This window comes from Pseudomonas sp. Mb7, assembly GCF_054790525.1.
Genome location: NZ_CP186501.1, coordinates 1,716,807 through 1,740,592, shown reverse-complemented (window position 1 = coordinate 1,740,592; position 23,786 = coordinate 1,716,807). Strand labels below are relative to the sequence as shown.

The following is a 23,786-nucleotide window of genomic DNA, read 5'->3' as shown; positions in this document are numbered from 1 at the left end:
GGCAATCTCTGACACTAACGTGGGCGATGGACTACAAGCCCTGTCGAAGTCCGTGTGGCCCTTGTTACACAGGCGTCTCGCCCCATTTTGGGGCCTTTTCAACACGCGGAAAAATTCACTAGACATGTAACGCCAGTTACATAAATACTGTTTTAACGGATTATGAAGCGAATTCGACACCCCCCCATCCAGCAGGAGCCCGGATGCCCCCTCTCAGAGACCTGATCACCGATCCCGGCCTGGATCTTACGCCGTCGGAGCGCAAAGTCGTTCGCGCCTTGCTTGATCAGTACCCACGCAACGGTCTGGGGCCGATGGCGCGTCTGGCCGAACATGCCGGCGTCAGCGATCCGACCATCGTGCGGCTGGTGAAAAAACTCGGTTTCGGTGGTTACGCCGAATTCCAGGATGCCCTGCTCAGTGACATGGATCACCGCCTGCGCTCGCCGCGCACGCTGTTGCAACCGCGCGCCCATCAACACCGGGACGACGCCTGGAGCCACTATCTGGGCGACAGCCATCGCCTGCTGGTCGAAACCCAATCGCTGACCCAACCCGAAGACGTGCGCATTCTCACCGACTGGCTGCTCGATGCCCGGCATCAGGTGTATTGCTTCGGCGGGCGCTTCAGCAGCCTGATGGCCACCTACCTGCTCAATCACCTGCGCCTGCTGCGCCCCGGTTGCTTCGCTCTGGAAGACAACGCGCAACTGCCTGATCGCTTGTTTGATCTGCAACGCCAGGATGTGGTGTTGCTGTTCGACTATCGCCGCTACCAGACCCAGGCCTTGCGAGTCGCCAGCGCGGCAAAAAACAACAACGCGCGCGTGGTGTTGTTCACCGACATCTATGCCTCGCCGCTGCGCGAACTGGCCGACCTGATCATCAGCGCGCCGGTGGAATCGGCTTCGCCGTTCGACACCATGGTGCCAGCGCTGGCTCAGGTCGAAGCACTGATCGCCTGCCTGACCTTGCGCACCGAAAACCTCGCCGATCGCCTGGAAGGCATCGATGCCCTGCGCAATGACTTCAACACCCACCTGCTGGAGGATAAATAAGGATGTTCAGCCTTCCCCACCGCTCGCCGCGAGACTTGCCGTTTGTCACCGATCACACCGCACTGTTGCTGGTGGACATGCAGCGTGCCTGGCTCGAACCGCAGTTCGACGCGCACCTCAACGGGCCTGACGCCGAGTATTTCCTGACCCGTGCACACATGCAGGTGGTGCCCAACCAACGTCGTTTGCTCAGTGCCTTTCGCGAGGCGCGGCAGAACGTGCTGCACACCATTATCGAAAGCCTTACGGCTGATGGCCGTGACCGCTCGCTCGACCACAAACTCTCGGACATGCACCTGCCCAAAGGCAGCGTGCAGGCGCGGATCATTGAAGACCTGAGCCCGGTGGAAAACGAAATCGTCCTGCCAAAGACCTCGTCCGGAGTGTTCAACTCGACCAACATCGATTACGTGCTGCGCAACCTGCAAACCCGTCACTTGATCATCGCTGGCATCGTCACCGATCAGTGCGTCGACATGGCCGTGCGCGACGCCGCCGATCGTGGCTATCTGGTCACCCTGGTGGAAGATGCCTGCGCCACCTACAGCGCCGAACGCCATCACGCCTGCCTGAATGCGATCAAGGGTTACTGCTGGATCACCGACACCGACACCGTGCTCGCCCGCCTGCAGGAGATGCAGCCATGAGCACGCGCCTGACGCCGCTGCCGATGACCACGCTGGTCACCACAGACCTGATCGGCATCACCCGCGGCCGCTCGTTTCCCACTGATGAGCTGGAGCATTATCAAGCCGCCGGCTGCGGCTGGGTGCCGGCCAACAGCGCATTGACGCCGCAGGACATCATTGCTTCGACCAATCCGTGGGGCGCCTATGGCGATTTGCGGCTGATTCCCGACCTGAGCAGCCGCGTCACTGTCGGCAACGGCCCGGACGTCGACGCACCGGCGCTGGATTTCATCCACGGCGATATCCGCGAAACCGATGGCCGCCCGTGGGGCGCCTGCCCGCGCACGTTGTTGCGTGATGAAATCGAGCGTTATCGCGATGAACTGGGCTTGCAGGTCAACGCCGCGTTCGAACATGAATTCAACCTACACGCCGGTTTTGCCGAGCATCTGGCGTTCTCCCTCGAAGCCCAGCGCCAAGGTGCCGAGTTCGGTGGCTGGCTGCTCAGCGCCCTGCGCGCCGGCGGTGTCGAGCCGGAAATGTTTCTGCCGGAATACGGCAAGCATCAATACGAAATCACCTGCCGCCCGACGCTCGGCGTAGCGGCGGCCGATCGTGCCGTCAACGTGCGCGAGATCACCCGCGAGATCGCCCGGCAAATGGGCCTCGACCTGAGCTTCGCGCCGAAAACTGCGGCGGATGCGGTGTGCAACGGCGTGCATCTACACGTCAGCCTGCTCGATCTGGCCGGCCAGCCAATGCTCTATGACCCCGGTACCAGCAACGGTCTGTCGAGTCTTGGCCAGCATTGGGCGGCGGGGATCCTGCATTACTTGCCGGCCCTCTGTGCCTTCACCGCGCCGACGCCGGTATCGTACGAGCGCTTGCAGCCGCATCACTGGAGCGCCTCTTACGCTTGTCTGGGTCAACAGAACCGCGAGGCGGCGCTGCGCATCTGCCCGACCGTGAGCCTCGGCGGCAAATCCGTGGCCCAGCAGTTCAACCTTGAGTTCCGCGCCATGGACGCCACCGCCTCGCCGCATCTGGCCATGGCCGCGCTGCTGATCGCCGGACGTCTGGGCATCGAACAGCGTCTGGCGCTGAACGCCATCACTAACGAAATTCCCGATTCACTCAATGACGAGCAACGCAAGGCCCGGGGCATCATCGCCCTGCCCGCCTCGCTGGCCCAGGCGCTGGATTGCCTGCGCAACAGTGGCACCTTCACTGCATGGCTGCCCAAGCCGCTGCTCGACACTTACTACGCCCTGAAAACCGAGGAACTGGCGCTGACGGAACAGCTCTCGCCCGCTGACTTGTGTGAGCACTATGCACGCCTGTACTGAATCCGCCGAGCTGGGGTTGTACACCCGACCGGCCTACAACCTGAGCCGCGCCGACTCGACGCACCCTGTGATTCTGGTGTGCGAACACGCCAACCGCTACATCCCCGAGGCCCTGAACAATTTGGGCCTGGACGAGGCTGCCGCCGCTGAACACATCGCCTGGGACATTGGTGCGCTGCAACTCGCCGAACAGTTATCGGAAAGGCTCGGCGCAACCCTGTTGAGCGCCAATTACTCACGCCTGCTGATCGATCTGAACCGGCCCCGCCACGCCCCGGACAGTATTCCGGCGCAGAGCGAAATCTATCAGGTGCCGGGTAACAGCGAGCTGGATGAAGCCACCCGCGAGTACCGCCGCCGAACCTTGTTCAAACCGTTTCACGCACGTTTGCAAACGTTGATCGACGAACGTGTTGCCCAAGGTCAAGCGGTGCGTGTAGTGGGTATTCACAGCTTCACCCCGGTGTATTACGGCCAGCCACGACCCCTGGAGGCCGGCGTGCTGTTCGGTCAGGCCAAGGCCTACGCGCAACGCCTGCTCGACGGTCTCGGCGAGCATCCGCTGAAAGTGGCCGGCAATCAGCCCTACAAGATCGATCCGCTGGGTGACATGACCGTGCCGGTGCACGGCGATGCCCGTGGCCTCGACTCGGTGCTGATCGAGGTGCGCAACGATTTGCTGCGCAGCCCCGAAGCCGTATCGCGCTGGGCCGGATACCTCGCGCCGTTGCTGTAATGAATGAAAGACTGCTGACGCTGTAAACGATGGATCGATAACAACTAAAACGACCGACTGGCTGACAAGGAGTTGCGCTTCATGGAAATTGAAGAATTCGGCTACAAGCAAGAGTTGAAACGTAGCCTGACGCTGACCGATCTGGTGGTATACGGGATGATCTTCATGATCCCCATCGCCCCGTTCGGTGTGTATGGCTACGTCAACGCCGAGGCACCGGGGATGGTGCCGTTGGCGTACATTATTGGCATGGTGGCGATGCTGTTCACCGCGCTGAGTTACGGCAGCATGGCCAAGGCTTTTCCGATTGCCGGTTCGGTCTATTCCTACGCGCAACGCGGCCTCAATCAGCACGTCGGCTTCATCGCCGGTTGGCTGATGCTGCTCGATTACCTGCTGATCCCGCCGCTGCTTTACGTTTACGCGGCGATGGCCCTCAACCACTTGTACCCGGACATCCCGAAAGTCGGCTTTATTCTGGCGTTCCTGGTCAGCGCGACCTTCGTCAACCTGCGCGGCATCACCTTCACGGCACGGATGAACATCATCTTCCTGCTCGCGCAACTGGTGGTGCTGGGGATTTTCCTGTTCTACGCCTGGAATGCCCTGCACAACGGTGGCGGTAACGGCGAGCTGACCCTGGCGCCGCTGTATCACGCGGAAACCTTCAACTTCGCCCTGCTGATGCAGGCGGTGTCGATTGCGGTGCTGTCGTTCCTTGGCTTCGATGCGATCTCGACACTCGCTGAAGAAATCAAAGGCGATCCGCGCAAGAGCGTCGGCAAAGCCGCGCTGATCACCCTGGTGGTCATGGGCGTGATTTTCGTTGCGCAAACCTGGATTGCCACCGATCTGGCGGCCGGCATGGGTTTCAAATCCGCCGACACCGCGTTCTATGAAATCGCCGAAATCGCCGCCGGCAGTTGGCTGGCGACCCTGACCGCTGTCGCGACGGCATTGGCTTGGGGCGTGGCCGTGGCGATCACTTCGCAAGCCGCAGTCTCGCGTCTGCTGTTCGGCATGGCCCGCGACGGCAAGCTGCCGAAAGTGCTGGCCAAGGTGCATCCGAAACACAACACGCCGTACCTGAGCATTTATCTGGTGGCGGTGCTGTCGCTGGTGATCTGCTACCTGTTCATCAACTCGGTCGACACCCTGACCTCGCTGGTCAACTTCGGCGCGCTCAGCGGCTTCATGCTGCTGCACCTGACAGTGATCAACTACTACTGGCGTCGGCAGAAGTCCGGCCAAGTGGTGCGTCACCTGATCTGCCCGGTCATCGGCTTCATCATCGTCGCGGCCATCATGTACAACATGGGCGTCGATGCGCAGAAGCTCGGCCTGATCTGGATTGCCCTGGGCCTGGTGTATCTGTTCTTCCTGAATAAACTCGGCGCCAGTACCGCGCTGCCTGACCCGAGCAACGGCTGACAAGAAAAAGAGCGGCGTCTGACAACAAATCAGGCGACCGCCGATTTATCGCGTGGACACCGACAGTGATAGTCAGGTTTGGCGACATCGCCGAACCTTTTGATACAGGAGTACATCCATGCTGGTCTTACGCCCAGTCGAACAGACTGACCTGCCCCAGCTACAACAATTGGCCCGCGACAGTCTGGTGGGCGTAACTTCCCTGCCGGACGACAGCGAACGCCTGCGCGAGAAAATCGCCGGCTCCTGCGCCTCGTTTGACAGCGAAGCGGCATCCCAAGGCCCGGAGAACTACTTCTTCGTGCTGGAAGACCTGGACCGCCAACGGCTGGTCGGCTGCTCGGAGATTCTCGCGACGGCGGGCTTCGACGAGCCGTTCTACAGCCTGCGCAACCGCCATTTCACCAGTGCATCCCGCGAACTGAACATTGAACATGGCGTGCCGGCGCTGTCGCTGTGCCATGACCTCAGCGGCCACACATTGCTGCGTGGTTTTCACATCAATGCCGAACTGGTGCGTACGCCGTTCTCCGAATTGTTGTCCCGTGCGCGCCTGTTGTTCATCGCCGCTCACACGCGGCGCTTTGCCGAAGCGGTGATTACTGAACTGGTCGGCTACAGCGACGAGCAAGGTCATTCGCCGTTCTGGGATTCGCTGGGCAAACACTTCTTCGACCTGCCCTACGCGGAAGCTGAACGCCTGTGCGGGCTGCAGAGCCGCACGTTTCTCGCCGAACTGATGCCGCAATACCCGATTTACGTGCCGATGCTGCCGCAAGCGGCGCAGGACTGTATCGGTCGTATTCACCCGGACGGTCAGGAAGCGTTCGACATCCTTGAGCGTGAGGGTTTCGAAACCAACAGCTACATCGACCTGTTCGACGCCGGCCCGACCCTGTATGCGCGCACCAGCAACATTCGTTCGATCGCCCGCAGCCAGACGGCAACAGTTCAGCAAAAACCCCAAATCGATGCCCGCGGTCGTTATCTGCTGAGCAACGACGCGCTGCACGGCTTCCGGTCGATCATGGCCGAACTCGATTACCAGACCGATCAACCGCTGTCCCTCACCCCTGCAATGTGTGCGGCGCTGAACGTGACCGATGGCAGCCCGATCCGGCTGATTGCCCTGTGAAACCCGTGCGGTTGCGCAGACAACGACAGTGCCCGAACAGGCGCGCAGAAGGAGTTACAGCATGATTGTCCGCCCGGTCAAAGTCAGCGACCTGCCAGCCTTGATGGCGCTGGTGCAACAGGCCGGCCCGGGGTTCACCACCCTGCCGGCCAACGAAGATCGCCTGTCCCACCGGGTCCGTTGGGCGCAACGGGCGTTCGCCGAACAAGTGGAACGAGCCGACGCAGACTATCTGTTTGTGCTCGAAGACGACGACATGCGCGTGGTCGGCGTCAGCGCTCTGGCCGGGGCGGTCGGCCTGCGTGAGCCGTGGTACAACTATCGGGTCGGATTGACGGTGAGTTCGGCGCCGGATCTGGGCATTCAACGGCAGATCCCGACACTGTTTCTCAACAACGAACTCACCGGCCAATCTGAGCTGTGCTCGCTGTTTCTCGGCCATGACCAGCGCCACGGCAGCAATGGCCGCTTGTTGTCACTGGGGCGATTGCTGTTCGTTGCCGAGTTCCCGCACTTGTTCGGCGAGAAGATGATTGCCGAACTGCGCGGCAGTGCCGATGAACACGGTTGTTCGCCGTTCTGGGACAGCCTGGGTCGGCATTTCTTTCAAATGGACTTCAGCCATGCCGACCACTTGTCCGGGCTGGGCAACAAATCGTTCATCGCCGAACTGATGCCGCGCCAGCCGCTGTACACCTGCCTGCTCACCGAACAGGCCCAGGCAGCGATCGGCCAGGCACACCCGAATACCGAACCGGCGCTGAAGATCCTCCAGGCCGAAGGGTTTACCCACAAAGGCTACATCGACATCTTCGACGGCGGCCCGGTGATCGAAGCGCCGGTGCGCAATATCCGCACCGTGCGCGAGAGCGTCGAGCTGGCCCTGAGCCTCGGCAGCCCGGACGAACAGGCGCCACTGTGGCTGATTCACAACCGGCGTCTGGAGAACTGCCGCATCACCGTCGCTCGCGCCCGCCGGGTCGGCAGCAGCCTGGTGATCGACCGCCTCACCGCCAAGCGCCTGCAACTGCAACCGGGCAACTCGGTACGCGCGGTGATGCTGCCCAATCAACAGCAACAGGCGGTGGCGGCCTGACGGTCACCACCGCAAAAAGGTAAATCCTTTCAGCAAAAGGGTCAGCGACAACCTGTCCCTTGCAAATTCGTCATGATCCTTGACCCATTCGCGTGATAGCCTTTTCATTCTTCGGCGTTGACACCTTTGTTCAAGCCTTTCCATTCCTTTGTATTGGTGGAACTCGTATGACCCGGCTTTCCCATCAAGATTTGCGCCGTAACTTCCGTCAACTGCTGGCCTCCGACACCTGCTACCACACCGCGTCGGTGTTCGATCCGATGTCCGCGCGCATCGCTGCTGACCTGGGTTTTGAAGTGGGCATCCTCGGTGGTTCCGTGGCCTCGTTGCAGGTGCTCGGTGCCCCGGACTTTGCCCTGATCACCCTCAGCGAGTTCGCCGAACAGGCCACCCGCATCGGCCGCGTCGCCCAATTACCGGTGATCGCCGACGCCGACCACGGCTACGGCAACGCCCTCAACGTGATGCGCACCATCGTCGAACTGGAACGCGCCGGCGTCGCCGCCCTGACCATCGAAGACACCTTGCTGCCGGCACAATTCGGCCGAAAATCCACCGACCTGATCACCGTTGCCGAAGGCGTCGGCAAGATCCGCGCGGCGCTGGAAGCCCGGGTTGATACGGAAATGGCGATCATCGCCCGTACCAACGCCGGTATTTTGCCGAACCAGGAAATCATCAGCCGCACTCACCAGTACCAGGCTGCCGGGGCTGACGGCATCTGCATGGTCGGCATTCAGGATTTCGATCAGCTTGAGCAAATCGCCGAACACCTGACCGTACCGCTGATGCTGGTGACCTACGGCAACCCGGCGCTGCGCGACGACAAACGTCTGGCCGAACTCGGTGTACGCGTGACCATTGATGGCCATGGTGCTTACTTTGCGGCGATCAAAGCGACGTATGACAGCTTGCGTGAACAGCGGCAGATCTTTACCCAGGCCTCCGACCTGAGCGCGACCGAGTTGACGCACACCTATACCCAGCCAGAGGAATACATTCTTTGGGCCAAGGAATACATGAGCGTCAAGGAGTGATGGGTTGACCGGGCTGACGCCATCGCTGGCAAGCCAGGCTCCCACAGGTTATGCGGTTCGACATCAATTGATGGTTCAGCACCAAACCCTGTGGGAGCTGGCTTGCCAGCGATGAGGCCTGCCGCTACACCGCTAAACCGGCGTCTTGTAAGCCTCTTCCCGCTGCACCGCCCGCGCCTGAATCACATTCAGAATCGCACAGCCCTCGCGCATCAACAGATGCACCGCGCTGGTCACCCGCGTCAGATCACAATCGGAAATGCCTTTGAGGTTGAGGCTGGCAAAGGTGTCGGCCAGATCGCGCACATCCACCGCAACCAGAGCTTCTGTCGGACTTTTCGGTAGTTTTTGTACGCCGTTCGCGACTTCCACTTTTCCCACAAAAGCCCCTCACCCTAGCCCTCTCCCAGAGGGAGAGGGGACTGATTGGGGGATGCTCTGGATCTACGCCGACGTGAGAGACCCGTTGAATGCGAATTTGCATTCAACTTGATCTGCTGGTTGTCACATGGACCACAAACAACACGGTCAGTCCCCTCTCCCTCTGGGAGAGGGTTAGGGTGAGGGGCCGATTTATCTGGCACCCCGCCGACCTCATCACACCGCAAACCACCTCACCGCGGCTTAATGATCGTTCCCACGCTCCGCGTGGGAACGATCACTACCTCACCGCGGCTTGGCCAACTCCATAATCATCCGCGACAACAAATAAATCCGCGGCGCCACGCTCGCCACTTCGGCGTACTCCTCCGGCGTGTGAATATTGCCGCCGACAATCCCGAAACCATCCAGCGTCGGCGTGCCGACCCCGGCCGACAAACTCGCATCCGCCGCGCCACCACTGCCCTCCTCGGTCAGCTTGCGGCCAATCTCGCCATAAATCCCCTGGGCCATGGCCATCAGGCGATCCGACTCAGGCGTTTGCGGCATCGGTGGCAAGCCGCGTTGTAATGAAGTCTTCACTTCCGTCTCAGCAATCAATTTGTCCTGCGACACCCGTGCCAGATCCTTCTCGATCCGGTCAAACTCCTCCGGCACCGCCGCGCGCACGTCGGCCTTGGCCGTGGCTTGATCGGGAATCACGTTGGTGCGGTCGCCGGCCTTGAGCACGGTGAAGTTGATGGTGGTCTTCTTCGCTTCATCGCCGAGTTTGCCCAGTTGCAGAATCTGGTGCGCCGCTTCCATCGCGGCGTTGCGCCCCAGTTCCGGGGCGACGCCGGCGTGTGCGGCTTTACCCTTGACCTCGACCAGCGCCGTCGCGCTGCCCTTGCGCCACACCACCAGGCCATCAGCCGGGCGTCCCGGCTCAAGGTTGAGGGTCACGTCGTGCTGTTTGGCGGTTTTCTTGATCAGATCGGTGGCGACGTCCGAACCGGTTTCTTCGCTGGCGTCGAGCAGGAAAGTGATTTGCGCGTAGTCCTTGAAGTCGAGGTTTTTCAGGACTTTCAGCGCATAGATCCCGGCGACGATGCCGCCCTTGTCATCCATCACCCCCGGCCCGTAAGCGCGGCCGTCCTTGATGTGGAACGGCCGCTCGGCTGCCGAACCTTCCTTGAACACCGTGTCCATATGCGCCATCAGGAGGATTTTCGCCTTGCCGGTGCCCTTGAGCGTTGCGAGTACATGGTTGGATTTTTCCGGCGTATTGGGCACCAGTTCGATGGTGGCGCCGAGTTTTTTCAACTCATCGATGGCGATGTCGCTGACTTGCTTGAGGCCCGGTTCATAGCCGGAACCGGAGTCGATATTGACCAGCCGTTCCAGCAATTTCAGCGCTTCGGGTTGATATTGCTCGGCATCAGCGAGCACTTGTTTGTGCGGTTCGGCAAAGGCGTGGGCAGCGGAGAAAGTGAGAGACAGGCCGAGGCTAGCGGCCAGCAGGGAGCGAGAAAATGAGCACGTCATGAAGCGATCCTTGTTTCGCGTCGGGGGGATTTAACCGTACCCGACATCGGCGCGAGGCTCTACACCGAATGCGACCTCTCCCTGACCACCACCGAACACGTGTAGGAGCTGCCGAAGGCTGCGATCTTTTGATCTTGCTTTTGATTTAGAAAGACCAAAGTCAAAAGATCGCAGCCTTCGGCAGCTCCTACAGGGGATGTGGGGTATAGCGGTCAAACCGAATCCAGTAACGTCTGCCGGGACTTGTCATCGCAATTGCAGATCACCCGGTTACGCCCGCTGGCCTTGGCCTCGTACAACGCCTGATCGGCATCATTGAGCCAGCGTGTTGCGTCGGCATGCGCCGGATCGTACGCCGCCAGGCCGATGCTCAAGCTGACCTTCAACGCCGGATTCTGCTCATAACCCAGAATCGCGAAGCGCTCACGCAACGCTTCCATCGCCTGCGCGGCGTTGAACAGCGGCAGATCCGGCAAAATCACGCAGAACTCATCACCGCCGTAACGCCCGGCAACGTCAGTCGCCCGCAGGTTTTGTTTAAGTAACTTGCTCAACTGGCGCAACACGATGTCGCCCGCGACATGGCCGTAGGTGTCGTTGATCGCCTTGAAGTGATCGATGTCGATCAGCGCAATCGCCGCACCCTGCTTCTGCCGCTTGCAGCGCTGAAAAGCGATCTCCAGTTGATCCTTCCAGGCGCCATGATTGAGCAACCCGGTCAGGCTGTCGGTGCGGCTCAAGGCGAGCAATTCGCGTTTATGCAAGCCAAGCGTGTAGGCCTGACGAAAGCAGATCCAGCCCAGCGCCAAGGGGTATAGCAGCAGAAGCGGGAAACAGGCATACATTTGTGCAGGTGTGGTTTGCGGAATGAATGCCGGAGCAAACACCACCAGCCCGACGCCGACCCCGAGCAACTGCGCCGCAGAGCCTGCCAATAGAAAGCGTGAACCACCAATAGCGACGTTGTTCATCGCCATCATCGAAATGGTCGTGGCAGTGGGCAGCGGATTGAAATGCATGGCGGCAAGCCAAAAGCCGCCGAAAAAGGCGTCGATCAACAGATTGCGGTGTTCAGCGTGGTAAGGAACCCGGGCGCGGCGCGCCCATTGAAACGCCAGATGCGGCCAGACCAAGCCATTGAAGAACATCAACGCCCAGACCCAGAGCGGCGGATCGAGCGAATACATCGCCACGCTCACGCACACAAGCCCCAGAATCAACCCGAGGATGCGCGATGTATAAAGCCTCCTGGCCAATGAAAGTCCCTTTCCTCCGGTATTTCCCATAAGGACCTCGATCACGCACACCGCAGGACGGATGTGCTGGAAGTCTAACAGGGCGACGTTAAATAGCCATCACCGGCCAGCGGGCTGAATAGCGCGACATCAGGGCCGCGCACAGTGCAAATATTTGGCTATACATGAAAGGAGCAAAATGGAAAAAAAACTATAAGAAGGAGACCCATGCACACCTATCACGTGTTGATCATCGGCAGCGGTTTTGGCGGTCAATGTGCTGCGGTCAACCTGCTCAAGGCCGGGATCGACGATTTTCGCCTGCTGGAGCGACGGGACTTCTTTGGCGGCACCTGGTGCCAGAACACCTACCCCGGCGCGGCGGTGGACGTGCCGTCGCCGCTGTATTCGCTGTCGTTCGCGCCGTACCGCTGGTCGCAGATGTTCGCCGGACAAGCCGAGTTGCAGCGTTACACCGAGCATGTCATCGAGCAGTTCGGTTTGCGTGACCGCGTTGAGCTGGAGGCCAATGTCGAGCGCGTCGAATGGGACGACACGGAAAAACGCTGGGCTGTGCACACCGCCAGCAAAGGCACCTTTTATGCGCAGTTCCTGATCAATGCCACCGGACCATTGAGCCAACCGGTCATCCCACACTTTCCCGGCCAGGATCGCTTTCAAGGCAAGACGTTTCATACGAACAACTGGGATCACAGCTACGACTACCGCGCTAAACGCGTGGCCATCGTCGGCAGCGGCGCGAGTGCGGTGCAAGTGATTCCGACCATTGCGCCGCAGGTCGAGCAATTGCACGTGTTTCAGCGCACGCCACACTGGGTGCTGCCCCGCGCCGATCGTCAGTTCGGACCGCTGCAACGCTGGCTGCTTGGCCGCAAACCCGCCTACAAACTGTTGCGCTGGCTGATTTACTGGCAATTCGAAACCCGCGTCATCGCGTTCAAATACTCGAAAGCGGCGATTCACATGGTCCAGCAGCACGCCCTGCGCTTTCTCAAACGCCAAGTGCCAGACCCAGTGCTGCGAGAAAAACTCACCCCGGACTTCACCATTGGCTGCAAACGGGTGCTGGTGTCCAGCACCTATTACCCGGCGCTGAACCGTTCCAACGTCGCCTTGCATACGCGCGAGCAAGGCATTGCGTCCATCGACGAAACCGGGATCAACACCGAGGACGGCCAGCACATCGATGTTGATCTGATTATCTGGTCGACCGGGTACGACGCCACCGACGGGGTGATTTCCTACCCGGTCAGCGGAAAAAACGCCGTGCAACTCAGAGATGTCTGGGCGCAATACCCGCGCGCCTATCTGGGCACCAGTCTGCCGGACTTTCCCAACCTGTTTATCGTCACCGGCCCCAACACCGGCATCGGCCACACCTCGGCGCTGTTCATCATCGAGTCGCAGATGAACTACATCCTCGACTGCATCCGCACCGTGCAGGCGAAGGGTCTGCGCAGCATCGAAGTGCGCCCCGAAGCGGAACGTACCTACACTGAGATGATTCATCGGGAAATGGAGCGCACGGTCTGGAAGTCCGGCGGCTGCCACAGTTGGTATCAAAGCAAGAGCGGTCATGTGATCGCGATGTTTCCCGGCTTCAGTTTCAGCTACCACCGCTTGACCCGAGCGCTGAAACCGGCCGACCACATTCTGTCCTGAACACGTAAAAGGAAGACGTCGATGCTTTTGCTGTTTGTCGCCCTCGCGGTTTTCGTGGCCTGGAGCTGGTTGAGTTATCCGGCGGTTGGTCATTGGCTGTACGACCTGAACATGGCCATCGAGGCCAAGTTGTACAAATTGCACAAGATCGAAGTGCCGATTGCCGAGATGACCGTCTCGACTTGGCAGGGCGGGCCGTATGAAGCGGCCAGCGCGATTCTGATGCTGCATGGCTACAGCGCCGACAAGAACCTGTGGCTGCGCTTTTCCCGGCACTTCGTGCGCCAGTATCGGGTGATCATCCCGGACCTCGCCGGCCATGGTGAAACCGGCTTCAAGGCGGGCGGCGGCTACGACATTCCGTTGCAGGCCAAGCGCATGATCCAGTTGCTCGACGTTTGCGGCGTGGAGAAAGTCCACGTAATCGGCAACTCGATGGGCGGCTACATCGCCGCGTGGCTGGCGGCGACGTATCCCGACCGGATCGCCTCGGTGGCATTGATCGACCCGGCGGGCGTCACCGCGCCTGAGGCCAGCGACATGGAGCGGCATCTGGCGCGCGGGCATAACCCGTTTCTGATCAATTCGCGGGAAGAGTTCCAGCAGTTCTACGCGATGACCATGGCCACGCCGCCATGGGTACCCAAATTGGTGCTGGACGCCATCGCCCAGCGCTACGAACAACAACGCGATGAACTGGAAGAGATCTTCCGCGATTTTCGCGCCAGCCCGCCGATGGAGCCGAAACTGGCCGACATCAAGTGCCCGGCGCTGTTGCTCTGGGGGCGCAAGGATCGGCTGATCGACGTCAGCAGCGTGCCGGTGTGGAGCAAGGGCATCGCCAATTTGCGTGTGGATGTCTGGGATCACGTCGGGCACATGCCGATGGTTGAACAGCCGGGGAATACTGCGCGCCTGTATCGCGAGTTTCTGGGAAGCCAAAGATGACAATGCACTCTTCCCCTGATCGTTCCCACGCTCTGCGTGGTAATGCATCAAGGGACGCTCCGCGTCCAGTGACGCGGAGCGTCACGGGCTGCATTCCCACGCAGAGCGTGGGAACGATCAAGTGTAAGGGCTTGAGATGAACATTCTTTATGACGAACGCCTCGACGGCCCGTTGCCGCAGGTGAACAAGGCCGAATTCCTCAAGTCATTGCAGCAAACGCTGCCAGATCTCGACATTTTGTGGCGCGAGGAAGAACTCAAACCCTACGAATGCGACGGTCTCTCCGCCTACCGCACCACGCCGATGCTGGTCGCCCTGCCCCGACGAATTGAGCAAGTGCAAACCCTGCTCAAACTCTGCCATGAGAAAAACGTCCCGGTGGTTGCCCGTGGTGCCGGCACCGGGTTGTCCGGCGGCGCCTTGCCGCTGGAACAGGGCCTGCTGCTGGTGATGGCGCGCTTCAATAATATCCTGCACATCGACCCGGCCGCGCGCACCGCGCGGGTTCAACCGGGGGTGCGCAATCTGGCGATCTCCCAGGCAGCGGCGCCTTTCGGCCTGTATTACGCGCCAGATCCATCCTCGCAGATCGCCTGTTCGATCGGCGGCAACGTCGCCGAAAATGCCGGCGGCGTGCATTGTCTCAAGTACGGTTTGACCGTGCACAACCTGCTGAAAATCGAAGTGCTGACCATCGAAGGCGAACGCCTGACCCTCGGTTCGGACGCGCTCGATTCAGCGGGTTTCGATCTGCTCGCGTTGTTCACCGGTTCCGAAGGCCTGCTGGGGATCATCACCGAAGTCACGGTCAAACTGCTGCCCAAACCGCAAGTCGCCAAAGTCCTGCTGGCCAGTTTCGATTCCGTGGAAAAGGCCGGCCGCGCGGTCGCCGAAATCATCGCGGCGGGGATCATTCCCGGCGGCCTGGAGATGATGGACAACCTCGCCATTCGCGCCGCTGAAGATTTCATCCACGCCGGTTACCCGGTCGATGCCGAGGCGATTCTGTTGTGCGAACTCGATGGCGTCGAGGCCGATGTCCACGACGACTGCCAACGGGTGCGCGAGGTCATGACCGAGGCCGGCGCCACCGAAGTGCGTCAGGCCCGCGACGAAGCCGAGCGCGTGCGCTTCTGGGCCGGGCGCAAAAATGCTTTCCCGGCCATCGGCCGTTTGTCGCCGGACTATTACTGCATGGACGGCACCATCCCGCGCCGCGAATTGCCCGGGGTTTTGCAAGGCATCGCCCGCCTCAGCGAAGAATACGGATTGCGCGTGGCCAACGTATTCCATGCCGGCGACGGCAACATGCACCCGCTGATTCTGTTCGACGCCAATCAACCCGGCGAGCTGCACCGCGCCGAAGCCTTGGGCGGCAAGATCCTCGAACTGTGCGTGCAGGTCGGCGGCAGCATCACCGGCGAACACGGCGTCGGCCGCGAGAAAATCAACCAGATGTGCGCGCAGTTCAACAGTGACGAACTGAGCCTGTTTCATGCAGTAAAAGCCGCGTTCGACCCACAAGGCCTGCTGAATCCCGGCAAGAACATTCCGACCCTGCACCGCTGCGCCGAATTCGGCGCCATGCATATTCACGCCGGGCAATTGCCCTTTCCCGAACTGGAGCGTTTCTGATGGCCGATGTCGATGCCGCCAGCGCCCTGCTCGATCAGGTCAACGAGGCCCGGGCCAATGCCACGCCGCTGAAAATTCAGGGTGGCAACAGCAAAGCGTTCCTCGGCCGCGAGGTCGCCGGTGAAGTGCTCGACACCCGCGCCCATTGCGGCATCGTCCGTTACGAGCCGACCGAACTGGTGGTCACGGCGCGCGCCGGCACACCGTTGTCCGAGCTCTTCGCGGCGCTGGACGCTGCTGGACAAATGCTGCCGTGCGAACCGCCGGCATTCAGTGAAGGCGCGACTGTCGGCGGCATGATCGCCACCGGGTTGTCCGGGCCACGACGACCGTGGTCTGGCTCCGTGCGCGACTTCGTCCTTGGCACGCGGGTGATCACTGGCCTTGGGCAGCACCTGCGTTTTGGCGGCGAAGTGATGAAAAACGTCGCCGGTTACGACCTGTCGCGGCTGATGGCCGGCAGTTACGGCTGCCTCGGCGTGCTCACCGAAGTGTCGCTGAAAGTCCTGCCGAAACCGCGCCAGTGCCTGAGCATTCGTCTCGATATGGAATGCGCGCTGGCGCTGACGAAACTCGCCGAATGGGGTCAACAACCGTTGCCGATCAGTGCCGCGTGCCACGATGGCCAGAGCCTGTATCTGCGTCTTGAGGGCGGCGAAGGCTCGGTGACGGCGGCGCATCAACGCCTCGGTGGTGAGCCGTTGGATTCAGGGTTCTGGCGGGATCTGAATGAGCAGCGTCTTGCGTTTTTCAACGAAGGTTTGCCGCTGTGGCGCTTGTCGTTGCCGAACAATCTCGGGCCACTGGATCTGCCCGGCGAGCAACTGATCGACTGGGCCGGTGCACAACGCTGGCTGAAATCCGACGTCGAGCACATGCATATTCTTGCTCAGGAACTCGGCGGCCATGCCACCTGCTTTACCCACGGTGCCAACTCTTCGCCGTTCCAGCCGCTGGCCTGGACACTGCTGCGCTATCACCGACAACTCAAGGCGCAACTCGACCCGCAAGGGCTGTTCAACCCCGGGCGCATGTACGCGGAGTTCTAGCCATGCAAACCACCCTCAGCGAACAGTCACTGCAACTGCCCCGTGCCGCCGAAGCGGAAAAAATCCTCCGCACCTGCGTGCATTGTGGCTTTTGCAACGCGACCTGTCCGACCTATCAGTTGCTCGGTGATGAACTCGATGGCCCGCGCGGGCGCATCTACCTGATCAAACAAGTGCTCGAAGGCGCACCTGCGACGGCGCAGACGCAACTGCACCTGGACCGCTGCCTGTCGTGCCGCAACTGCGAAACCACCTGCCCGTCCGGCGTCGACTATCACAACCTGCTCGACATTGGCCGCGCGGTGGTCGATCACGCGGTGCCGCGTCCGGCGGCGCAGCGCCTGTTACGTGAGGGCTTGCGCGCATTGGCGCCTAATCCGGGATTGTTCAAAGGCTTGTTGCGGGTGGGCACGACGTTTCGGCCGCTGTTGCCGCGCTTGCTTGAAAGCAAATTGCCGCAGCACTTGCCGGTTAACGGCTCGCGCCCTGCCCCTCGGCATGCCCGGCGGGTGTTGTTGCTTGAAGGCTGCGTACAACCGGGGTTGTCGCCAAATACCAATGACGCCACGGCGCGGGTGCTGGATCGTTTGGGCATCAGTGTCACCCCGGTGGCCGAGGCCGGGTGTTGCGGCGCGCTGGACTATCACCTCGACGCGCAAGCCAAAGGCCTCGATCGCGCCCGGCAGAATATCGATGCCTGGTGGCCACACCTGCAAAACGGTGCCGAAGCACTTGTGCAGACCGCCAGCGGTTGCGGCGCATTCATCAAGGATTACGGGCATTTGCTGGAAGACGATCCGGTGTATGCGGCCAAGGCCAGGGAAATCAGCGAGCACACGCTGGATCTGGTGCAGATACTCGCGCAAGAACCGCTGGAGCAGATCTGCGCCGCCACTGAACGGCGGATTGCCGTGCATTGCCCGTGCACCTTGCAGCACGCGTTGAAACTGGGCGGCGCGGTTGAAGCTGTGCTGACCCGCCTCGGTTTCAATCTCACCGCCGTGCCTGACGGCCATTTGTGCTGCGGCTCGGCGGGTACGTATTCGTTAACGCAACCGGTGCTGGCCCGGCAACTGCGCGATAACCGCCTTAACGCGCTGGAAAGCGGTCGCCCCGAGCTGATCGTCACCTCCAACGTCGGCTGTCAGAGCCATCTGGCCAGCGCCGGACGCACGCGGGTGATGCACTGGATCGAACTGGTGGATCAGTCGTTGGCAGAATGAAGTTCGTAGGATTCTTCGTTTGCCCGCGTGCGAGAAGGCTGCGATCTTTTCCCTCATCCATTTCGTGACCGTGGCAGGAATTTTTTTCATGACCGTGCAGCCGTTCGTCAGCCCCGACCTGATCCGTCAACGCTTCTCCAAAGCGATGTCCGACATGTACCGCGAAGAAGTGCCGCTGTACGGCGCGCTGATGCAATTGGTCGAGCAAACCAACCGCGAGGTGCTTGCACGTCAGCCGGACATCGCCTGCCAGCTCGACAGCACCGGCGAAATCCAACGGCTGGACATGGAGCGCCATGGCGCCATTCGCGTCGGCACCGCGACGGAACTGGCCACCCTCGCCCGCCTGTTTGCGGTGATGGGCATGCAGCCGGTGGGTTATTACGACCTGACCCCAGCGGGCGTGCCGGTGCATTCCACGGCGTTTCGCGCGGTGCATGAAGAGGCGCTGCAAGTCAGCCCGTTTCGCGTGTTTACGTCGCTGTTGCGCCTCGAGTTGATTGAGGATGCGCAACTGCGTGCCTTTGCCGAATCAGTGCTGGCCAAGCGTTCGATCTTTACCTCGGAGGCGTTGCGCCTGATCGCGCAAGCTGAAAACGCGGGCGGACTGAATGAAAGCGAGGCCGAGGCATTCGTCCTACAGGCATTGGAAACCTTTCGCTGGCATCACAGCGCCACGGTTACCGCTGCGCAATATCAATCTTTGAGCGCCCAACATCGCTTGATCGCCGATGTGGTCGCATTCAAAGGCCCGCACATCAATCACCTGACGCCGCGCACGCTGGACATCGACCGCGTCCAAGAACAGATGCCAGCCCATGGCATCACCCCGAAAGCCGTGATCGAAGGCCCACCGCGCCGGCAGTGCCCGATCCTGCTGCGCCAAACCAGTTTCAAGGCACTGGACGAGCCGATCGCCTTCACCGATCAGAACCAAACCCGTGGCAGTCACAGCGCGCGTTTCGGCGAAATCGAACAGCGCGGCGCGGCGCTCACACCCAAAGGTCGGGAGCTGTATGACCGCTTGCTGAATGCCGCGCGCGATGAACTCGGTGACTTCCCCAACGAAGGCAATGCCGCACGCTACAACGCGCTGATGGCTCAGCACTTTGGCGAATTTCCTGACAGTGTCGAGGGTATGCGAGAACAAGGGTTGGCGTACTTTCGTTATTTCGCCACGGAAAAAGGGCAGGCTGCTGGAGGGCTTGGGCAGTCGTCTCTGGAGGACTTGTTGCGCGGTGGTTATGTGAAAGCGGAACCGTTGGTGTACGAAGACTTCCTGCCGGTGAGTGCGGCGGGGATTTTTCAGTCGAACCTTGGCGACGCGGCACAGGCGCATTATGGCGAGCATTCCAATCGGCAGGCTTTTGAGCTGGCGCTGGAGCGCGCGACCATTGATGAGTTGGGGTTGTATGCGGCGACGCAGCAGCGTTCGATTGATGAGTGTCTGTCCCGATTTGCGCGTTGAAAAATCAAAAGATCGCAGCCTTCGGCAGCTCCTACAGGGGAAATGCATGCCAAAGGTAGGAGCTGCCGCAGGCTGCGATCTTTTGATCTGAAAGTCTTGAAGCAGCCACTCCAGCCAAATGAAGGCACCTGGCCATTGTGCGCAAGAAGTTGCGCACTTGTTTTGCAAAAAATCCTGATAAAACCGCTGAGAGCCACGTCGCACAAGGCCTGCAGCCAAGTGCGCAAGAAGTTGCGCAGTACTGCGCAACTTCTTGCGCACTTTTGCCTTGAGCGAGCGCTTTATTTCGCACAAGCGCCTGAAAAATCAGACAAACACCCCGGCCCGCATGGTCGCCACAATTGTTGGCACGCTCCTTGATAACAGTCAGGCACCCACCGGGCGATTTCGCCTCCCGGGCACCTTAAATTATTCCGCAAGGAGAGCACCCCATGGCAACACCAGCGTACATGTCGGTTACCGGCGAAAAACAAGGCCTGATCACTGCAGGCGCTTTCACCGCTGACTCCGTAGGCAACACCTACCAGGAAGGCCACGAAGACCAGGTTATGGTTCAGGCTTTCAGCCACGACGTGATCATCCCGCGTGACCCACAATCCGGTCAGCCAACCGGTCAGCGCGTTCACAAGCCAGTTGTGATCACCAAGGTCTACGACAAGGCTTCGCCTCTGTTGCAAGCCGCTCTGACCTCCGGCGAGCGCATGAGCGAAATCGTTATCCAGTGGTTCCGTACTTCTGCTCAAGGCACCCAAGAGCACTACTACACCACCAAACTGGAAGACGCGATCATCGTCGCCATCAACAACAAAATGCACAACTGCCAGGATCCAGGCAATTCGCACTTCACCCACCTGGAAGAAGTGCAGTTCACCTACCGCAAAATCACCTGGACCCACGAAGTATCCGGTACTTCGGGTTCCGATGACTGGCGTGCTCCAGTCGTTTAATTACGGCTGATCGTTACAAGCATCGGCCAGCTCTGCTGGTCGATGTTGTTTTCGCCCTCCAGAATTTCGCGTAAGTTGAGCCGCTTTGCGGTCGTCGACGTACGCCGCTGTACAGCACGAGGAACAAGGGATGTTCGCGCCGGCCAATGAAACCCACTTTGCCCTGACCATCGAAGGTCTTTCTGCTGACTTTCAGGTATTCACCCTGCAAGGCCGCGAAGCCATCAGCCAGCCTTTTGTGTTCGAGGTGGAGCTGGTCAGTGAGCAGCCGTCGATGGACCTCGAAACCCTGCTGCACAAACCGGCCTTCCTGCAACTGTCGCCCGACGGCAGCGGCATCCACGGCCAGATCTACCGCGCCGCGCAAGGTGATTCGGGCAAACGCCTGACCCGTTACTCGGTGACCCTGCGCCCGCAATTGTCCTACCTGGCGCATCGCGTCAACCAGCGCATCTTCCAGAACCTCACGGTGCCGAAAATCATCGGCATGGTCCTCGAAGAGCACGGTATTCAAAGCAACGCCTACGAATTCAAGACCGGTTCGATTTATCCCGAGCGCATCTACTGCGTGCAATACGATGAATCGGACCTGCATTTCATCCAGCGCCTGTGCGAGGAAGAAGGTATCCACTACCACTTCGAGCACACGGCGACGGCGCACAAACTGGTGTTCGGCGATGACCAGACGGTGTTCCCGAAACTCAAGCCTGTGGCCTATCAGCAAGACTCCGGCATGGTCGCCAGTGACCCGGTGATCAAGCGCTTCGACCTGCGCCTGGAAACCCGCACCAGCCGCACCACCCGCCGCGATTACGATTTCGAAAAACCGCGTATTACCCTCGAAAGCGAAAACCGTGGCGACGCCCTGCCCGACCTCGAAGACTACGATTACCCAGGTCGTTTCATCGACCGCGAGCGCGGCAAACACCTGGCCAAACGCGCCCTCGAACGCCATCGCAGCGATTTCAAACTGGCTGAAGGCAAGAGCGATCAGCCATTGCTGGTCAGCGGCCACTTCCTCGCCCTCACCGCGCACCCGAAAGCCAAATGGAATGACCTCTGGCTGCTCACCGAAGTCCACCACGAAGGCAAGCAACCGCAAGTCCTCGAAGAGTCGGTAACCAGCGACACCACCGCACTGAAAGACGATTTCCACCAGGGCTACCGCAACCGCTTCCAGGCCACCCCGTGGGACGTGCCGAACCGCCCGCCCCTGCGCCACCCGAAACCGCGCATCCTCGGCAGCCAGAGCGCTGTGGTCACCGGCCCGAAAGGTGAAGAGATCCACTGCGACGAATACGGCCGCGTCAAAGTCCAGTTCCACTGGGACCGCGAAGGCGAAGCCGACGACAAAACCAGCTGCTGGTTGCGCGTCTCCAGTGCCTGGGCTGGCGCGCAATACGGCGGCATCGCCATCCCACGCATCGGCATGGAAGTGCTCGTCACCTTCCTTGAAGGCGACCCCGATCAACCGCTGATCAGCGGCTGCCTGTACCACAAGGAAAACACCGTCCCCTATCCACTGCCGGCAAACAAGACCCGCAGCACCTTCAAGACCCTCAGCTCGATGGGCGGTGGCGGCTACAACGAACTGCGCATCGAAGACAAAAAAGGTCAGGAACAGATCTACCTGCACGCCCAGCGCGATTGGGACGAAAACATCGAGCACGACCAGAAAATCCGCGTCGGCAACGAACGCCACGACACCGTCGAAAAGAACAGCTACAGCGAATTCAAAGCCGAAGAACACCACACCGTCTACGCCGACCGCAAAGTCGAAACCCGAGCCAACGACCACCTGACTGTCGGCGTGAACCAGCACATCAAGATCGGCACCGGCCAGTTCATCGACGCCGGCCAGGAAATCCACCTCAGCAGCGGCATGAAAGTGGTGATGGAAGCCGGTAGTGAGCTGACCCTTATCGGCGGCGGCAGCTTCATCAAGATTGATGCTGGTGGCGTGACCATGAGTGGGCCGGTGATCAATATGAACTCGGGGGGTAGCCCGGGGAGCGGCACGGGGGCGGCGCCGTTGTTGCCGGGGCCGTTGAAGCAGGCGGATACGGATAAAGCCGGGCAATTGCTGGTGCCAGCGCAGCGGCAGGCGTTGATGCAGAAGAAGCCGATTTGTGCGGTGTGCGAGAAAGCCAAATTGGAGGCACAGAATGCTTAAGTCGGAATTTCCATTGGAAAACGGCCTCCCCCAAGGCCTTCCATGGAATGGCACGGTAGGTTTACTGCTTGATGGCGTCAGCGTTGAGAAGCTTCCGCAGCACCTGTATCAGTGGACGGAAAACCCTGAGTTCGAGCCGCTTTATCTTGGGACTCGTTGGGCAGAGCTGGGCGATATCTCCCCATGCCTCGTGCAAATAAAAGCACAGAACAATCCGGTCCTGACCCGGTTCCTGAACGCATCGCGTCAGGAATGGGGGCACTTGGTGTTTAGCGATCAATCATGGGATCAACTGGTCGCACACTTTCGCTGGCTCACCAGCGTCATGCACCCACTTGGTGAGGAAGTGTTGTTGCGAATCGCGGACCCGGCCGTAACCCACGCACTGCTCGCTCACGCAGAAACCATCAAGGATCCGACCCTATTCGGCCCCTGCAAACAAATCGTTACTGCCGATGCAGCACTGGATTGCTGGTACATAAACAATAGGCCGGGCAACGCTTCTGAGCCCGACCACAGCAAGCGCTATCGATTGAGCGAAGCACAACTCAGTCAACTGGACGAGGTGAACTTTCGCAACGTTGTGATGCGTCTCGATGCACACATGCAAGAATATTTTCCAGGCTATCAGGCACAGTCGACTCCACAACAACGCTGGGAACACCTACATGCGTTGGCTTCGACCTCCTATGATCGCGGCTTCAACACCGAACTCGATATCACCCTCTATGCCAACATTCACGGGTTCCTTGGCGAGCGAGCACTGGAAGAACATCCAGACCTCGACGCCATACTCAAAACCCCGTCGGAACAAACGCCCGCACAACGACTCGAAAGGGTCGCTGATATTGCCCAGGAACGGGCTGCATGAGTCGATCGAAGAATATCGTTTCAGCGAGTGTCACACTTTGCCCAACAAGTCGCTTTTTGTGACACTGCGCCTCAGTCGAAAAAGTTTCAAAAGAGTACGGCAGCTCAAGTACCGGGAAAGACTCAGGTCTCTGTGAGAAAAACACTCCACCCGTATTAAGCACTTACGTCATTACCCAGA

At 60.2% G+C, this 23,786-nt stretch carries 20 protein-coding genes; 17 read left to right on the top strand and 3 right to left on the bottom strand.

From position 1 onward, the window contains the following. Window positions 1-203 precede the first annotated feature (203 nt). The 8 genes from ACOYXH_RS07980 (at window position 204) to ACOYXH_RS07945 (ending at window position 8,468) form a co-directional block, all read left to right on the top strand. The gene (locus ACOYXH_RS07980; protein ID WP_093439023.1) at window positions 204-1,058 is read left to right on the top strand and encodes a MurR/RpiR family transcriptional regulator; all 855 of its coding nucleotides are present in this window, start codon (window positions 204-206) and stop codon (window positions 1,056-1,058) included. Between the two features lie 2 nt (window positions 1,059-1,060). Then, window positions 1,061-1,705 (top strand): cysteine hydrolase family protein, encoded by a 645-nt coding sequence (locus tag ACOYXH_RS07975; protein ID WP_095047512.1) that lies wholly within the window; start codon window positions 1,061-1,063, stop codon window positions 1,703-1,705. Beyond that, window positions 1,702-3,033, top strand: a complete 1,332-nt coding sequence (locus ACOYXH_RS07970) for a type I glutamate--ammonia ligase (protein WP_093439031.1) — start codon at window positions 1,702-1,704, stop codon at window positions 3,031-3,033. Before ACOYXH_RS07975 ends, ACOYXH_RS07970 begins: the two co-directional genes overlap by 4 nt. After that, window positions 3,017-3,769, top strand: coding sequence for an N-formylglutamate amidohydrolase (locus ACOYXH_RS07965; protein WP_320414208.1), 753 nt, complete (start codon window positions 3,017-3,019; stop codon window positions 3,767-3,769). The genes ACOYXH_RS07970 and ACOYXH_RS07965 overlap by 17 nt, the downstream gene beginning before the upstream one ends. Window positions 3,770-3,850: 81 nt before the next feature. Next, entirely contained in the window at window positions 3,851-5,200 is a 1,350-nt protein-coding gene (locus ACOYXH_RS07960) for an APC family permease (protein ID WP_460410486.1), read from the top strand. Window positions 5,201-5,318: 118 nt separating this feature from the next. Beyond that, on the top strand, window positions 5,319-6,335 hold the full coding sequence (locus ACOYXH_RS07955) for an arginine N-succinyltransferase (RefSeq protein WP_460410485.1): 1,017 nt from the start codon (window positions 5,319-5,321) through the stop codon (window positions 6,333-6,335). A gap of 61 nt (window positions 6,336-6,396) precedes the next feature. Continuing rightward, entirely contained in the window at window positions 6,397-7,431 is a 1,035-nt protein-coding gene (astA, locus tag ACOYXH_RS07950) for an arginine N-succinyltransferase (protein WP_095047516.1), read from the top strand. Window positions 7,432-7,598: 167 nt separating this feature from the next. Further along, entirely contained in the window at window positions 7,599-8,468 is an 870-nt protein-coding gene (locus tag ACOYXH_RS07945) for an isocitrate lyase/PEP mutase family protein (RefSeq protein WP_460064032.1), read from the top strand. Window positions 8,469-8,600: 132 nt separating this feature from the next. Here the strand turns inward: ACOYXH_RS07945 and ACOYXH_RS07940 are convergent, their stop codons facing one another. The 3 genes from ACOYXH_RS07940 to ACOYXH_RS07930 all read right to left on the bottom strand — a co-directional run bounded on the left by ACOYXH_RS07940 (window position 8,601) and on the right by ACOYXH_RS07930 (window position 11,659). Next, the gene (locus ACOYXH_RS07940) at window positions 8,601-8,789 is read right to left on the bottom strand and encodes a hypothetical protein (RefSeq protein ID WP_256587185.1); all 189 of its coding nucleotides are present in this window, start codon (window positions 8,787-8,789) and stop codon (window positions 8,601-8,603) included. Window positions 8,790-9,134: 345 nt separating this feature from the next. Continuing rightward, on the bottom strand, window positions 9,135-10,373 hold the full coding sequence (locus tag ACOYXH_RS07935) for a M20/M25/M40 family metallo-hydrolase (protein WP_095124732.1): 1,239 nt from the start codon (window positions 10,371-10,373) through the stop codon (window positions 9,135-9,137). Between the two features lie 212 nt (window positions 10,374-10,585). Continuing rightward, window positions 10,586-11,659: a diguanylate cyclase gene (locus tag ACOYXH_RS07930; RefSeq protein WP_095047520.1), complete on the bottom strand. Its 1,074-nt coding sequence runs from the start codon at window positions 11,657-11,659 to the stop codon at window positions 10,586-10,588. 177 nt (window positions 11,660-11,836) lie between these two features. Here ACOYXH_RS07930 and ACOYXH_RS07925 point away from each other — a divergent pair, with 177 nt between their 5' ends. The 9 genes from ACOYXH_RS07925 (at window position 11,837) to ACOYXH_RS07885 (ending at window position 23,606) form a co-directional block, all read left to right on the top strand. Then, complete coding sequence (locus tag ACOYXH_RS07925) at window positions 11,837-13,291, top strand: flavin-containing monooxygenase (RefSeq protein ID WP_258709594.1); 1,455 nt, start codon at window positions 11,837-11,839, stop codon at window positions 13,289-13,291. A 21-nt stretch (window positions 13,292-13,312) separates the two neighbouring features. Then, on the top strand, window positions 13,313-14,239 hold the full coding sequence (locus ACOYXH_RS07920) for an alpha/beta fold hydrolase (RefSeq protein ID WP_095047522.1): 927 nt from the start codon (window positions 13,313-13,315) through the stop codon (window positions 14,237-14,239). Between the two features lie 136 nt (window positions 14,240-14,375). Continuing rightward, entirely contained in the window at window positions 14,376-15,875 is a 1,500-nt protein-coding gene (glcD, locus tag ACOYXH_RS07915; RefSeq protein ID WP_460410484.1) for a glycolate oxidase subunit GlcD, read from the top strand. Further along, window positions 15,875-16,924: a glycolate oxidase subunit GlcE gene (gene glcE / locus ACOYXH_RS07910; RefSeq protein ID WP_460410483.1), complete on the top strand. Its 1,050-nt coding sequence runs from the start codon at window positions 15,875-15,877 to the stop codon at window positions 16,922-16,924. Before glcD ends, glcE begins: the two co-directional genes overlap by 1 nt. Before the next feature lie 2 nt (window positions 16,925-16,926). Next, entirely contained in the window at window positions 16,927-18,147 is a 1,221-nt protein-coding gene (gene glcF / locus ACOYXH_RS07905; RefSeq protein WP_258709591.1) for a glycolate oxidase subunit GlcF, read from the top strand. 88 nt (window positions 18,148-18,235) lie between these two features. Continuing rightward, window positions 18,236-19,615, top strand: a complete 1,380-nt coding sequence (gene hglS / locus ACOYXH_RS07900) for a 2-oxoadipate dioxygenase/decarboxylase HglS (RefSeq protein WP_460064027.1) — start codon at window positions 18,236-18,238, stop codon at window positions 19,613-19,615. A 431-nt stretch (window positions 19,616-20,046) separates the two neighbouring features. Continuing rightward, window positions 20,047-20,562: an Hcp family type VI secretion system effector gene (locus ACOYXH_RS07895; RefSeq protein WP_007919523.1), complete on the top strand. Its 516-nt coding sequence runs from the start codon at window positions 20,047-20,049 to the stop codon at window positions 20,560-20,562. 130 nt (window positions 20,563-20,692) lie between these two features. Then, complete coding sequence (locus ACOYXH_RS07890; protein WP_460410482.1) at window positions 20,693-22,735, top strand: type VI secretion system Vgr family protein; 2,043 nt, start codon at window positions 20,693-20,695, stop codon at window positions 22,733-22,735. After that, on the top strand, window positions 22,728-23,606 hold the full coding sequence (locus ACOYXH_RS07885) for a DUF4123 domain-containing protein (RefSeq protein ID WP_460064022.1): 879 nt from the start codon (window positions 22,728-22,730) through the stop codon (window positions 23,604-23,606). The genes ACOYXH_RS07890 and ACOYXH_RS07885 overlap by 8 nt, the downstream gene beginning before the upstream one ends. The last annotated feature ends 180 nt before the right edge of the window (window positions 23,607-23,786 follow it).